Origin of the sequence: Vibrio scophthalmi, from assembly GCF_040869025.1 — a bacterium.
In the GTDB taxonomy this organism is placed as follows: Bacteria; Pseudomonadota; Gammaproteobacteria; order Enterobacterales; family Vibrionaceae; genus Vibrio; species Vibrio scophthalmi.
The window spans coordinates 1,011,612-1,024,691 of record NZ_CP134271.1; the positions used below are offsets into that span (position 1 = coordinate 1,011,612).

At 46.2% G+C, this 13,080-nt stretch carries 15 protein-coding genes; 5 read left to right on the forward strand and 10 right to left on the reverse strand.

The features are described 5' to 3' along the window. Window positions 1-2 precede the first annotated feature (2 nt). The 8 genes from surE to folB form a co-directional block, all read right to left on the reverse strand. Window positions 3-746, reverse strand: coding sequence for a 5'/3'-nucleotidase SurE (gene surE, locus RJD38_RS04490; RefSeq protein WP_005598101.1), 744 nt, complete (start codon window positions 744-746; stop codon window positions 3-5). Window positions 747-772: 26 nt separating this feature from the next. After that, entirely contained in the window at window positions 773-1,855 is a 1,083-nt protein-coding gene (gene truD, locus RJD38_RS04495; RefSeq protein ID WP_065544997.1) for a tRNA pseudouridine(13) synthase TruD, read from the reverse strand. Between the two features lie 71 nt (window positions 1,856-1,926). Next, window positions 1,927-2,406, reverse strand: coding sequence for a 2-C-methyl-D-erythritol 2,4-cyclodiphosphate synthase (gene ispF / locus RJD38_RS04500; protein WP_040758003.1), 480 nt, complete (start codon window positions 2,404-2,406; stop codon window positions 1,927-1,929). Between the two features lie 3 nt (window positions 2,407-2,409). After that, window positions 2,410-3,132, reverse strand: a complete 723-nt coding sequence (ispD, locus tag RJD38_RS04505) for a 2-C-methyl-D-erythritol 4-phosphate cytidylyltransferase (RefSeq protein ID WP_065430962.1) — start codon at window positions 3,130-3,132, stop codon at window positions 2,410-2,412. After that, window positions 3,132-3,413: a cell division protein FtsB gene (ftsB, locus tag RJD38_RS04510; RefSeq protein ID WP_005598097.1), complete on the reverse strand. Its 282-nt coding sequence runs from the start codon at window positions 3,411-3,413 to the stop codon at window positions 3,132-3,134. The genes ispD and ftsB overlap by 1 nt, the downstream gene beginning before the upstream one ends. A gap of 104 nt (window positions 3,414-3,517) precedes the next feature. Next, entirely contained in the window at window positions 3,518-4,321 is an 804-nt protein-coding gene (locus tag RJD38_RS04515; protein WP_065544996.1) for an undecaprenyl-diphosphate phosphatase, read from the reverse strand. Window positions 4,322-4,342: 21 nt separating this feature from the next. Next, on the reverse strand, window positions 4,343-4,828 hold the full coding sequence (folK, locus tag RJD38_RS04520) for a 2-amino-4-hydroxy-6-hydroxymethyldihydropteridine diphosphokinase (protein ID WP_065544995.1): 486 nt from the start codon (window positions 4,826-4,828) through the stop codon (window positions 4,343-4,345). Then, window positions 4,825-5,178, reverse strand: a complete 354-nt coding sequence (gene folB, locus RJD38_RS04525) for a dihydroneopterin aldolase (protein WP_005598094.1) — start codon at window positions 5,176-5,178, stop codon at window positions 4,825-4,827. The genes folK and folB overlap by 4 nt, the downstream gene beginning before the upstream one ends. Before the next feature lie 148 nt (window positions 5,179-5,326). Here folB and plsY point away from each other — a divergent pair, with 148 nt between their 5' ends. Then, a complete protein-coding gene (plsY, locus tag RJD38_RS04530; RefSeq protein WP_005598093.1) occupies window positions 5,327-5,923 on the forward strand; it encodes a glycerol-3-phosphate 1-O-acyltransferase PlsY in 597 nt (198 codons plus the stop codon). Between the two features lie 89 nt (window positions 5,924-6,012). Here plsY and RJD38_RS04535 read toward each other — a convergent pair whose 3' ends face one another. Beyond that, window positions 6,013-6,828, reverse strand: a complete 816-nt coding sequence (locus tag RJD38_RS04535) for an alpha/beta fold hydrolase (protein WP_065544994.1) — start codon at window positions 6,826-6,828, stop codon at window positions 6,013-6,015. Window positions 6,829-6,977: 149 nt separating this feature from the next. Beyond that, window positions 6,978-7,994: a tRNA (adenosine(37)-N6)-threonylcarbamoyltransferase complex transferase subunit TsaD gene (tsaD, locus tag RJD38_RS04540; RefSeq protein ID WP_065544993.1), complete on the reverse strand. Its 1,017-nt coding sequence runs from the start codon at window positions 7,992-7,994 to the stop codon at window positions 6,978-6,980. A gap of 479 nt (window positions 7,995-8,473) precedes the next feature. Between tsaD and rpsU the strand changes: the two genes are divergently transcribed. The 4 genes from rpsU to rpoD all read left to right on the forward strand — a co-directional run bounded on the left by rpsU (window position 8,474) and on the right by rpoD (window position 13,023). Then, window positions 8,474-8,689 carry a 30S ribosomal protein S21 gene (gene rpsU / locus RJD38_RS04545; RefSeq protein WP_001145625.1) on the forward strand — a complete coding sequence of 72 codons (216 nt, stop codon included), beginning with the start codon at window positions 8,474-8,476 and terminating at the stop codon, window positions 8,687-8,689. A gap of 25 nt (window positions 8,690-8,714) precedes the next feature. Beyond that, window positions 8,715-9,158 carry a GatB/YqeY domain-containing protein gene (locus RJD38_RS04550; RefSeq protein WP_005598088.1) on the forward strand — a complete coding sequence of 148 codons (444 nt, stop codon included), beginning with the start codon at window positions 8,715-8,717 and terminating at the stop codon, window positions 9,156-9,158. Window positions 9,159-9,304: 146 nt separating this feature from the next. Then, complete coding sequence (dnaG, locus tag RJD38_RS04555) at window positions 9,305-11,068, forward strand: DNA primase (protein ID WP_005598086.1); 1,764 nt, start codon at window positions 9,305-9,307, stop codon at window positions 11,066-11,068. Between the two features lie 98 nt (window positions 11,069-11,166). Further along, window positions 11,167-13,023, forward strand: a complete 1,857-nt coding sequence (rpoD, locus tag RJD38_RS04560) for an RNA polymerase sigma factor RpoD (protein WP_005598084.1) — start codon at window positions 11,167-11,169, stop codon at window positions 13,021-13,023. Window positions 13,024-13,080: the final 57 nt, after the last annotated feature.

The window sequence follows — 13,080 nt, forward strand, 5'->3', positions numbered from 1 at the left end:
GCCTAATTACCTTTTAACCAATGATTCATCGCGGAGATAGATTCATGCGCCGTTAAATCCACCTGTAACGGTGTGATCGACACATAGCCGTGTTCCACGGCATAGAAATCCGTACCTTCTCCTGCATCTTGCTCTTTACCGGGAGGACCGAGCCAATAAATATCATGACCACGCGGATCTTTCTGCTTGATCATATCCTCGGCGTGATGACGCGCACCTAATCGAGTCACTAATGTGCCCGATAACTGCTCTAGCGAACGATCGGGAATATTGACGTTAAGCAGACGATTGGTCGGAATTGGACGCTCTAAGTGCTGCTGAACCAGTTCGATGGCAATGTGCGCGGCGGTTGCAAAATGTTGCTTACCCACCAGCGACAACGCAATCGACTGAACACCAAGAAAATGTCCTTCCATCGCCGCAGCCACGGTACCTGAATAAAGCACATCGTCACCAAGGTTCGCACCATGGTTAATACCAGATAGCACCAGATCAGGCAGATTGTCTTTCATCAACTCGTTCAAAGCAAAATGGACACAATCGGTTGGCGTACCTTGCACTGAATAGGTGTTATCCGCAATTTTATTAACGCGCAGTGGTTGCTCTAACGTCAGTGAGTTTGAAGCCCCCGACCGATTGCGGTCAGGGGCGACAATAACGATATCGGCAAAAGGTTTTAACGCGTCAGCCATGGCGTGAATACCTTCAGCATGCACACCATCATCATTGCTCAACAGAATCTTCAATCGAGGTTCAGTGTTGCAAGCAGAACTCATGAATAAACACGCTCCACTTCAATCTCTTCAATCAGTTCACGCACAATAGATGTAGCAAAACAGCCACAATCAAGACTAAAGCTTAAGGTAATATTGTCACCTTCCACCGACCATGTCAGATCTTGCGCTTTAAGTGCAATACTACGGCGATCATGGCGCATACGGTTACCACGAATCAATGCCATCAAATCAGGCTCTGAATCTAGGCAAGGTTGCTCTAATAGCAATGCATCGTCATGGGTTGGCAATGCATTGTCACCAGCCATCGCCGCACTGATCTGCATATCGTTATTGGCAACGGCTTCACCGATGCTGGCAAAATTATCAGCCGTGACAAGGATCGGCTTAGCATTAGTTACGCCCGTCTCTTCATCACTCATCTTCACGTCACTCAGCGCGATATCGCCCAAGATAACTTGTGTAAAGATGTTTTGCTCAATACGCGCAGACACGATTTTATTAAAAATCCATGAACGAGCACTGGAAAGAAACAGGCTGCGCTTGTTTTGGTCTTTGGTACGAACGTTATTACGCCCCCAACGACGAGCTTCACTGAGGTTATTACCTTTGTGACCAAAGCGCTGACTGCCAAAGTAGTTCGGCACGCCCGTTTCCATAATCGTTTCCAAGCGGCGTACGACATCAGCAACATCCGTCACTTCAGACATCGTCACAACAAAGCTGTTGCTGATATGATCACCAGGACGTAGCTTTTTATTATGACGATCGGTCTTAATAATTTCGATCTGTGGGTACTGCGCTAAGAAAGCAGAAAAATCCGGAGTTTCACCTTTTGGCAGATGTACACTCAACCATTGCTCCGTCACCGCGTGGCGATCTTTCAAGCCAGACCAGCTGACATCTTTTGACTTCACGCCGCATGCTTTGGCAAGTTCATTGGCCACAAATGCAGTGTTTTCACCCGTTTTACGAATACGTACCATCAGGTGTTCGCCTTGACCGGCAAACTCAAAACCGAGGTTTTCGAAAACTTGGAAGTGCTCAGGTTGTGCTTTTAGCTTGCCTTGAGCGGTTGGTTTACCCGTTAGGTAAGCCAATGGAGATAGAATATCTGACATGATGAGTTCCATCGCAGCTCTTCGTCGCTGGCAACAACAATGGCGCCAACAGCGAAAACCAACGATTAAAATTAATTTTGTTTAACCAGTAACACCACCGCTTCACAAGCGATGCCTTCTTTACGGCCTGTAAAACCTAAGCGCTCTGTTGTTGTCGCTTTTACATTGACGTTGCCAAGATCCGTTTCTAAATCTTGGGCAATCGCCGCACACATGGCTTCAATATGCGGGGCCATTTTAGGGGCTTGCGCCATAATCGTAACGTCGGCATTACCCAAGGTATAACCTTGCTCTTTAACGCGGCGGTAGACATCACGCAATAACATACGGCTATCAGCCCCTTTCCACTCATCATCCGTATCAGGGAAATGGCGACCAATATCACCGGCAGCAATCGCACCAAGCAGTGCATCGCACAATGCATGCAGCGCAACATCACCATCAGAGTGGGCAATCAATCCTTGCTCATAAGGAACGGCAACACCGCCAATAATAACTGGGCCTTCGCCACCAAATTTATGTACATCGAAGCCGTGACCAATTCGCATCATGTTTTATCCTTTTTCTCGCTCAAGATAGAACTCGGCTAACGCTAAATCTTCAGGCTGAGTGATTTTGATGTTGTCCGCATAACCTTGCACTAACGCAGGTTGTAAGCCGGCCCATTCAAAGGCAGAGGCCTCATCGGTAATCATAGCACCCGCAGCCAGAGCGTCGCTCAAAATGCGCGTTAGCGGTTCTGTTTTAAACATTTGTGGGGTTAATGCATGCCACAACGCTTCGCGATCTACCGTATGGTCTATATCGCCATTCTGATTAGACCGCTTCATCGTATCACGCACTGGAGAAGCTAAAATGGCTCCCACATTATGTGATTGTGATACCGAAATCAGTGTATTTAAATCTTCTACTCGCACGCACGGACGCGCAGCATCATGCACCATCGCCCATTCGCCAAGCTGGTGAGCTTGCACATATTGTAAGGCAGACAAAACCGAATCGGCTCGCTCTTTACCGCCCGAAACCCGCATAACGCGTGGATGCGTAGCGATGCTTAATTCTGGAAAATAAGGGTCGCCATCGGTAATCGCGACCACCACAATCCCGACCGCAGGATGCGCTAACAGTTTTTCAACCGTATGCTCAAGGACCGTTTGTTGGCCAATAGTGAGGTATTGCTTAGGTTTGCCCGCTTTCATGCGGCTGCCAACACCAGCAGCTGGCACAATCGCAACAATAGATCGCAACAACGTAGAATGAGAGGATTGAGTCACCATTATTTGTGATCATCTCCAATAATGCGGTAGAAGGTTTCACCTTCTTTAACCATGCCAAGCTCATGACGAGCACGCTCTTCAATAGCATCAAGGCCTTGGCGCAGATCGTCAATCTCAGCAAACATTTCATTGTTGCGCACCGCTAGATTGGTATTTACCTGATTTTGCACCTCAATATCCGCACTGACGGCTTGAAAGTCAGTGATACCATTTTTGCCCAGCCACAAGGTGTACTGAAGCCAGCCAAATAGTAATATTAAGATCAGAGCAAAAGCGCGCATAAATTTTTGTTAAAGAAGAGAAATAGAAAGACCACATATATACCACAATGTCGCGGATGGCGCGAGATTGGGTTATGTGGTCTTCGAGGTAAAAGTAGGCTGGATTAGTTAAGCGCTAAAAAGGCCAACAAGCCGAAACCTAAAATAAGACGGTAGATAACGAAAGGCATCATGCCCATTCGAGAGATCAATTTCAGGAAGAAGTGGATACAAATGTAGGCACTAATAAATGAAGTCACGATCCCCGTTGCCAATACTGCAAAATCAATCGGCGCACCACTTTCCACAAGCTTGAGGCTTAAATAACCACCCGCTAAAAGAATGATAGGAATCGACATTAAGAATGAAAAACGTGCTGCCGCTTCACGGGTAAAACCCAAATAGAGTGCCGCGGTAATCGTTGCGCCAGAACGCGAGGTGCCGGGAATCATCGCCAGTGCTTGAGCAACACCAATAAATAGGGCTTTCTTCCACGTGGTTTGGTATTCATCTTTGACCAAACTGGCATTCTTATCGACGTACCAAAGCAGTAAACCAAACACGATGGTTGTGATGGCAATAATCCATGCGCTGCGCAGATAAATTTCGATGATGTCTTTCATCAATAAACCGAAGATACACGCTGGAATCGTTGCGAGTACGATCATCCACGCCAATTTCGATTCTTTACTGCGTTCGCCTTTAAAGATCGAACCGAAAAATGCCGATAGCAAACTTACGACTTCACTGCGGAAATAGATCATCACCGCTGCTAGAGTGCCAACATGTACCGCGACATCGAACGCCAAACCTTGATCGGCCCAGCCGAACACAGCCGAGGGTAGAATCAGGTGAGCAGAGCTCGAAATAGGTAAAAATTCAGTTAAGCCTTGGATCAATGCCAAGATAAACGCTTCAAAAGTACTCATTGTAATCTCATTAACGACCAATCAAAAAAACCATGGCTTAACCACAGTTAACACTTCTGGGTATTTGGTAGCAGTATAAATTTGCTGAATGGTTCTACCATCCCCAGGTACAACTAATTGCGGGCATAATTCATTAAGCGGCTGAATCACAAATGCAAATTTGTAGATATCATCACGCGGTATTTTCGGCTGGTGTTCATTCACCAACTCACCAAACAAAATAATATCCAAATCTAAAGTGCGAGGCTCAAGCTTAGCGGCGTCTTCCCTGCGTCCCCATTTAAGCTCTATCTTACGAAGGGCATGTGACAACTCCGTTAATCCCATAACGGTTTTCATTTCCACTACGAGATTGTAAAAAGGCTCACTTTTGAAACCAACCGCTTCACACTCATAAATTGTAGAGATTTGTAAATCATCTCCAATTCGAGACAATTCGACAAGGGCGATCTCAACGTGCTTTTGTCGATCAATATTGGAGCCAATCCCAATATAAGTGGTAATCATAGCTGTCCGCGTTCGATCACTACACCGACGCCTTTGGCTTGAGGTACCGCGCCAGGCTTGGTCAAACGGATCTTGATCCAAGGCACGCTAAATTGCGACATGATCAACTGCGCAACTTCTTCCGCTACACGTTCAACCAATAAAAAGCGACCATTGCCGATATGGTTCAGTACAGCAGCGCTCACTTGGGCATAGTCCAAAGCATCGGCAACATCATCACTCTTACCAGCAACACGATTGTCATGCGCCATTTCAATATCTAGCACAAGCTTTTGCTTAATCTCTTGTTCCCAATCGTAAGCACCAATAGTAGTGATCACTTCAAGTTGTTCGATAAATACTTTGTCCATTCTTCGTCACTTCCTATACAGGTCGGATACCCAATAAAGAGAAAAAATCGTACTATTTAACTCTCAACTACTTACAGTAAGTAGTGAGAGCGCGATATGATATCAATTACTTGCACCATAGACACTTTTTTCATCGAGTTGACTCTTTATGACGCCATTAGCACTAGCCATGATCATTTTTGCCTATTTACTAGGTTCGATCTCTAGTGCCGTTTTGATCTGCCGGATCTTGCGCCTGCCTGATCCTCGCAAAGTCGGATCCAACAATCCTGGAGCGACCAATGTTCTGCGCATTGGTGGCCGTAAAGCAGCGCTGTCAGTCTTGCTGTGTGACATGCTCAAAGGCACCATTCCGGTCTGGGGCGGCTATTTACTAGAAATTGATCCCATCATGCTCGGTATTGTCGCCATTGCAGCCTGTCTTGGTCACATGTACCCACTGTTTTTCCATTTCTCTGGCGGAAAAGGAGTCGCGACAGCATTAGGCGCCATTGCACCGATCGGCTTGGATCTTACTGGAATGGTGATCGCTACCTGGATCATTACTGCTTTTATCTTCCGTATTTCATCACTGGCTGCGCTGGTGACGGTGTTACTGGCCCCCATGTACACTTGGATGATCAAGCCACAATATACTCTGCCTGTGGCCATGCTCTGTTGTTTGATCGTCTTCCGTCACCATCAAAACATTCGCCGACTGTTTGATGGCACTGAGCCAAAATTAGGCAGCAAGAAATTTAAATAAGCGTAAACTTGCATCGCTGTCGTGAATATCAAGCAAATCAAAAAAGGCCTCATTCGAGGCCTTTTTATTTAAAAGATTTAGCGTTAGCACTAACGCAGCGCTTTGGTTAGAAAATCGTTGAGCAACGATGTGACAAATTGCGGCTGCTCTAAATTAGAGATATGACCGGCATTGGGAATTTGCACCAACTCCGCGCCATCAATACAATCTTGCATTAAGTACGACTCCAAGTAAGGGCGAGGAATATCTTCTGCGCCTACGGCAATCAGGGTCGGTAGTGTAAAATGCTCTAAAGCGTCAATCAGATCGCGACGACCAAAAACCATCCGACCAACCTTTGCAATCGCCTCAGCTTGTTCACCTTTTATTTGAGCGAGGTGCTGCTGAAATTTCGCCACCAATTCAGGGTTATCTCGCTCAGCATTACGGGCAAAAAACAGCGGTGTTACCGCAGCAATGATCGCTTCAGGAACATGTTTAACTGTGTTGATCGTCTCTAACATGGCAAAGTACTTTTTGTGTGCCACTTCAGGCTCTAAACCGACAAAAGTATCCATCAACGCAATGGCATTCACTCGTCGTGGCGCCATCGCCACCACTTCTGCCCCCCACATGCCACCAACAGATAGGCCAACGATCGCAAATTGATCAATCTCTAAGTGATCCATCAATGCGAGGATTTGCTGGGCGTAATCTTGCAATGATCGGGTTGAAAGCGGTGCGCTGTCAGACTCTCCATGAGCCCACAGATCTGGCACAATACAACGAAATGACTGACTTAACTGCGTTATTTGTGGCGCCCACATCTCACTATCCCACAAGTAGCTATGACCAAATAGCACCACAGGGCCTTGTCCTACATCCTGATAGGCCATTTCACAGCCATCGATTGCAAATTTTTTCATGCTTCTATCCATTGTGTCGCTTTCCTATCACTGCTTGCTATTGCTGCTCTACATTTATCCATTGTTTCAAAGCGATGGCAATAAGCAATTGTTCTGCTGAAGGCAAAAAAAAGGCCGCTATAACAGCGGCCTTGATTTGAATTGATCAATTAAGCGATCGGTTCAAGTTGATCGATCGGCCAACGCGGCTTCGCTTCTACCGCCAGATCCGTTGCTTCGCTGTTTTTCAAACGCTGCATACCGGCATACGCGATCATTGCGCCGTTATCGGTACAAAACTCAGTACGAGGGTAATAAACTTCACCACCGATCTTTTGTGCTAACTTGCCAAGTTCAGCTCGTAAACGCTTGTTGGCACTCACACCACCAGCAATCACAATGCGTTTAAACCCAGTTTGATCCAATGCGCGTTTGCATTTGATCACCAAGGTTGCACACACCGCTTCTTCAAACGCTAACGCGATATCCGCACGAGTTTGATCGTCATCGCCATTAGCGGCAATGGTATTGGCTGTAAAGGTTTTCAGACCAGAGAAGCTCATATCGAGTCCCGGTACGTTGGTCATCGGGCGTGGAAACTTAAAACGACCCGGAGTGCCTTGCTCTGCCAGTTTAGACAGCAGTGGGCCACCTGGGTAATCCAGCCCCATCAATTTTGCCGTTTTATCGAATGCTTCACCTGCCGCATCATCCACCGACTCGCCAAGGATCTTATACTCACCGATCCCTTTCACTTCTACCATCATTGAGTGACCGCCTGAAACCAGCACAGCAACAAATGGGAACGGTGGTGGGTTATCTTCCAACATTGGCGCCAGCAAGTGGCCTTCCATGTGGTGAACCGCAACGGCAGGGATGTTCCATGCATAAGCAAGGCTGCGGCCAATCGTCGCGCCAACTAAAAGTGCACCGGCAAGACCAGGGCCTGCGGTATACGCGATGCCATCGATATCTTTTGGAGTAAGGTTCACTTCAGCCATCGCAGCTTTGATAAGCGGAATGGTTTTTTTAACGTGATCGCGAGAGGCCAATTCAGGGACTACACCGCCGTAATCGGCATGCAATTTTACCTGACTGTAAAGCTGGTGAGAAAGCAGGCCTTTCTCATCATCATAAATGGCAATTCCCGTCTCATCACAAGAGGTTTCGATACCGATAATACGCATGGTTAACTCAGAAGGCTTCTGTCGACTGTTTCAAATTGGCGGCAATCTTACCTCGCCTTGACGTTGCAAACAAATTTTGTCCCTGCAGATAGCACTAACCACACTCGCTATAAATGGCCATATCAGCCATGAATAATGGTGTTAAACGATTACAACATCCAACAAGTAAGTTCATTTTTATCAATAATGACAATAGATTAGACCACTCTATCGCGAAGCCATTAAAATTTGATTTAGGTTAATTTTTTGATTTCGAGATGTTAAGCAACTAAATTAGAGCCCTGAGCTTAATCCATGGGGCGACCAATCAAACTATACCTTGGCGCTGCATGGATATATACTCGACAAAATGCTTTACAAAGCTATTGTGATCGGATTAAAATTCCGCACCATTTTTGATCAAGCTGGTTATAGACCGAACAGCATTGTTTGGACTACCGATGCCAGCGTTAACGAATAACCCCTGAGGTGAAAGGCATATGCCAGTAGTTAAAGTACGTGAAAACGAACCGTTCGACGTTGCACTACGTCGTTTCAAGCGCTCTTGCGAAAAAGCAGGTATCCTTTCTGAAGTGCGTCGTCGTGAGCACTACGAAAAACCAACTACAGTTCGCAAACGCGCTAAAGCAGCAGCTCAAAAGCGTCACGCTAAGAAGCTAGCTCGCGAAAACGCTCGTCGCGTTCGCCTGTACTAATAACTAAGTCCATTAGGAAATAGTTATGGCTCTCATTGATACTCTCAAAGACGAGCAAAAATTAGCGATGAAAGCCAAGGATAAATTACGCCTTGGCACTATTCGTTTAGCCTTAGCAGCCGTTAAGCAACGTGAAGTTGACGAACAGATCACTCTGAACGATGACGACATTCTTGCTGTGCTGACTAAAATGGTTAAACAACGTCGCGACTCTGTCGCTCAATACGAATCAGCGGGTCGTCAAGACTTAGCAGACGTGGAAAGCGCCGAAATTACAGTGCTTGAGGATTTCATGCCTCAACCGCTCACCGATGAAGAAGTTGCGCAGCTTATTGAAGCGGCAATTGCTGAATCTGGTGCTGCGGGCATGCAAGATATGGGTAATGTAATGGGCGTTCTTAAACCACAGATTCAAGGGCGTGCAGATATGGGTAAAGTAAGTGGTTTAGTTCGCGCTAAGCTGGCTTAATTACCCAACCCTATTGCAACAAGCCGTGCATTCCATTGGATAGCGCGGCTTGTTTGTATCTGAATGCATGAAATAATCAACCGCTTCTGCGATACTAGATTGCATAACTCATCCATTCTGTTCTCTTTTCTTTTTTGTTAGGTTTTATGGCTGGACACATCCCTCGTAGTTTTATTGATGACCTCCTAGCTCGACTTGATATCGTCGATATCATTGACGCACGCGTGAAACTTAAGAAAAAAGGCAAGAACTACGGTGCTTGCTGCCCTTTCCATAACGAAAAAACCCCCTCATTTAGCGTCAGCCAAGAGAAGCAGTTTTACCACTGTTTTGGCTGTGGTGCGCATGGTAATGCCATCGACTTCATGATGGAGTATGAGCGTTTAGAATTCGTTGAAGCGATAGAAGAGCTCGCCTCTTTTATGGGCCTAGATGTGCCACGCGAGCAGCGCCAAGGCGGTGGATTCCGCAACGATCAACCTCAGGCAAGTAGCGATCAAAAACGATCGCTTTACGATCTTTTGGGCAGCATTGGCCAGTTTTATCGTGATCAACTCAAGCAACCGAAGAGTAAGATCGCCATTGATTATCTGAAAGATCGTGGCCTCTCTGGCGAGATCGTACAGAAATTTGGCATCGGCTATATTCCCGATGAATGGGATCTCGTCAGAAAGAACTTTGGTCAACAGAAAAACAGCCAAGATATGCTGGTTTCTGGTGGCATGCTAATCGAAAACGATAAAGGCAATCGTTATGACCGTTTCCGCGGTCGTGTGATGTTCCCGATCCGTGATCGTCGTGGTCGTGTGATTGGTTTTGGTGGCCGCGTGATTGGCGAAGGGACACCAAAATACCTCAACTCTCCTGAGACGCCAGTGTTCCATAAAGGCAAAGAACTGTATGGTCTTTATGAAGTTTTACAGGCGTATCGTGAACCACCTCGTATCCTTGTCGTAGAAGGCTATATGGATGTGGTGGCTTTAGCGCAATATGGCGTCGACTATTCGGTCGCCTCGCTTGGCACCTCAACCACAGGCGATCACCTGCAAGTCTTATTTCGACAAACAAGCTTGGTGGTCTGCTGTTACGATGGTGACAGAGCTGGACGTGAAGCGGCATGGCGCGCAATGGAAAATGCATTGCCTTATTTGACCGATGGTCGACAGTTGAAGTTTATGTTTCTCCCAGATGGTGAAGATCCAGATTCTTATATCCGTCAACACGGTAAACAAGCGTTTGAGCAACAACTCGATTCTGCCACATCATTGTCTGAATTTATGTTCAGTTCATTGATGCAGCAAGTGGATACATCCACACGAGAAGGCATGGCAAAACTCACCAGTCTCGCCATTCCACTGATTGACAAAGTACCCGGTGGCACACTGCGACTTTACCTAAGAGATTTACTCGGTAAACGCCTTGGCTTAATGGATGAACGACAACTTCAGCAATTGATCAGTAAAGAAGGGCAAAAAGAGGAGCGACCTCAGCCTCACAAAGAGATCAAGCGCACACCAATGCGTGAAGTGATCGCTTTGCTAATTCAAAATCCGAGCTATGCTGAAATGGTACCGGATCTAAGTAGCGTGAAGCACTTGACGGTTCCAGGATTAAGTTTATTCATTGAGGTGCTTGAATATTGTCAATCGCACCCCCATATCAACACAGGCCAATTGCTTGAGCATTGGCGAAATAGTCGCCATGAGGCCCTATTGTCACGTCTCGCGGGATGGCTAATCCCCCTCGTAGACGACAATGAAAAAGATATATTTTTAGATTCATTGGATAAGATCCTTTCCCAGTGCGTCGAAAAGCAAATTGAAAATCTGCAAGCCAAAGAAAGAAGCATCGGTTTATCAGCCGAAGAGAAAAGGGAGCTACTAGCGTTAATGCTAGATTTAAAAGCGTAACCCTGTTTAATTAGGCAGCAAACAATTAATTTGTTAACATGTATGGTTTGCATATCGCATACTAATTCCTTCACCAGATACTAAGTTGGATACCGTCTATGGATCAAAATCCGCAGTCACAGCTAAAACAACTTGTCATTAAAGGCAAGGAACAAGGCTATCTGACCTACGCAGAAGTTAACGACCACCTGCCTGCAGAAATCGTGGATTCTGAGCAGGTTGAAGACATCATTCAGATGATTAATGACATGGGTATTCGAGTAGTAGAAACTGCTCCGGATGCTGATGATCTTGCGCTGAACGATGATGACGCCATCACCGATGAAGATGCAGCAGAAGCTGCAGCAGCGGCACTTTCAAGCGTTGAAAGTGAAATTGGCCGCACAACCGACCCAGTACGCATGTACATGCGCGAAATGGGTACTGTTGAGCTGCTAACGCGCGAAGGTGAAATCGATATCGCGAAGCGTATCGAAGATGGTATCAACCAAGTTCAAAACGCCGTTGCAGAATACCCAGGTACAATTCCTTACATTCTTGAACAGTTCGACCGTATTCAAGCTGAAGAGCTACGTCTGACTGACCTGATCACGGGCTTTGTTGATCCTGATGCAGATGAAACTGCAGCGCCAACCGCGACACACATCGGTTCTGAACTCACAGAAACAGATCTTAAAGACGAAGATGATGATTCTGACGACGACAGTGACGACAGCGATGAAGAAGAAGCTGAAGAAGATACTGGTATTGATCCTGAGCTTGCGCTTGAGAAATTTACCGCTCTACGCAATACCTTCCAAAACCATCAGCTAGCGGTTAATGAACACGGTCATGACAGCGCACAAGCACAAGATGCTCATGCACTAGTGATTGATGTGTTTAAAGAATTCCGTCTAACACCGAAGCAATTCGACTACCTAGTTGAAGAGCTACGTACTTCAATGGAACGCGTTCGTACTCAAGAACGTTTGATCATGAAGGCAACGGTTGAATACGGCAAAATGCCGAAGAAATCATTCATCACGCTATTTACTGGCAATGAGTCAAGCGATGCTTGGCTAGATGAAGTTTTGGCATCAGATAAGCCATACGCAGATAAAATTCGCCAAAGCGAAGATGACATCCGTCGTTCTATCCTGAAGCTTAAAATCATTGAAGAAGAGACTTCTTTAACGGTTCAAAGCATCAAAGATATCAGCCGTCGTATGTCTATCGGTGAAGCGAAAGCTCGTCGTGCGAAGAAAGAGATGGTTGAGGCGAACTTACGTCTAGTTATCTCGATTGCTAAGAAATACACCAACCGTGGTCTACAGTTCTTGGATCTGATCCAAGAAGGTAACATTGGTTTGATGAAAGCGGTTGATAAATTTGAATACCGTCGTGGTTACAAATTCTCGACTTACGCGACTTGGTGGATTCGTCAGGCAATCACTCGTTCGATTGCAGACCAAGCCCGTACGATCCGTATTCCGGTTCACATGATCGAAACGATCAACAAACTGAACCGCATCTCTCGTCAAATGCTACAAGAGATGGGTCGTGAGCCGCTACCGGAAGAACTTGCTGAACGCATGCAAATGCCAGAAGACAAGATCCGTAAAGTACTGAAGATCGCTAAAGAGCCAATCTCAATGGAAACACCTATCGGTGATGACGAAGATTCGCACCTAGGTGACTTCATCGAGGATACTACGCTAGAACTTCCTCTTGATTCAGCGACGGCAACTAGCCTGCGCGCTGCAACCAAAGATGTTCTTGCGGGTCTAACACCTCGTGAAGCAAAAGTACTACGCATGCGTTTTGGTATCGATATGAACACTGACCACACTCTAGAAGAAGTGGGTAAGCAGTTCGACGTGACGCGTGAACGTATCCGTCAGATCGAAGCAAAAGCACTACGTAAACTTCGTCATCCAAGCCGCTCAGAAACCTTGCGCAGCTTCCTAGACGAGTAATTCGTAAGCAATTAAAGAAAAAGGTGAGCTCTGGCTCACCTTTTTTGTATCTAGCGC

Coding starts and splice junctions, on each gene's coding strand:
- rpsU (WP_001145625.1), top strand. CDS start 8,474: ATGCCAGTAGTTAAAGTACGTGAAAACGAACCGTTCGACGTTGCACTA.
- rpoD (WP_005598084.1), top strand. CDS start 11,167: ATGGATCAAAATCCGCAGTCACAGCTAAAACAACTTGTCATTAAAGGC.
- RJD38_RS04535 (WP_065544994.1), bottom strand. CDS start 6,828: ATGAAAAAATTTGCAATCGATGGCTGTGAAATGGCCTATCAGGATGTA.
- folB (WP_005598094.1), bottom strand. CDS start 5,178: ATGGACAAAGTATTTATCGAACAACTTGAAGTGATCACTACTATTGGT.
- ispD (WP_065430962.1), bottom strand. CDS start 3,132: ATGGTGACTCAATCCTCTCATTCTACGTTGTTGCGATCTATTGTTGCG.
- plsY (WP_005598093.1), top strand. CDS start 5,327: ATGACGCCATTAGCACTAGCCATGATCATTTTTGCCTATTTACTAGGT.
- truD (WP_065544997.1), bottom strand. CDS start 1,855: ATGTCAGATATTCTATCTCCATTGGCTTACCTAACGGGTAAACCAACC.
- ftsB (WP_005598097.1), bottom strand. CDS start 3,413: ATGCGCGCTTTTGCTCTGATCTTAATATTACTATTTGGCTGGCTTCAG.
- ispF (WP_040758003.1), bottom strand. CDS start 2,406: ATGATGCGAATTGGTCACGGCTTCGATGTACATAAATTTGGTGGCGAA.
- RJD38_RS04515 (WP_065544996.1), bottom strand. CDS start 4,321: ATGAGTACTTTTGAAGCGTTTATCTTGGCATTGATCCAAGGCTTAACT.
- dnaG (WP_005598086.1), top strand. CDS start 9,305: ATGGCTGGACACATCCCTCGTAGTTTTATTGATGACCTCCTAGCTCGA.
- RJD38_RS04550 (WP_005598088.1), top strand. CDS start 8,715: ATGGCTCTCATTGATACTCTCAAAGACGAGCAAAAATTAGCGATGAAA.
- folK (WP_065544995.1), bottom strand. CDS start 4,828: ATGATTACCACTTATATTGGGATTGGCTCCAATATTGATCGACAAAAG.
- tsaD (WP_065544993.1), bottom strand. CDS start 7,994: ATGCGTATTATCGGTATCGAAACCTCTTGTGATGAGACGGGAATTGCC.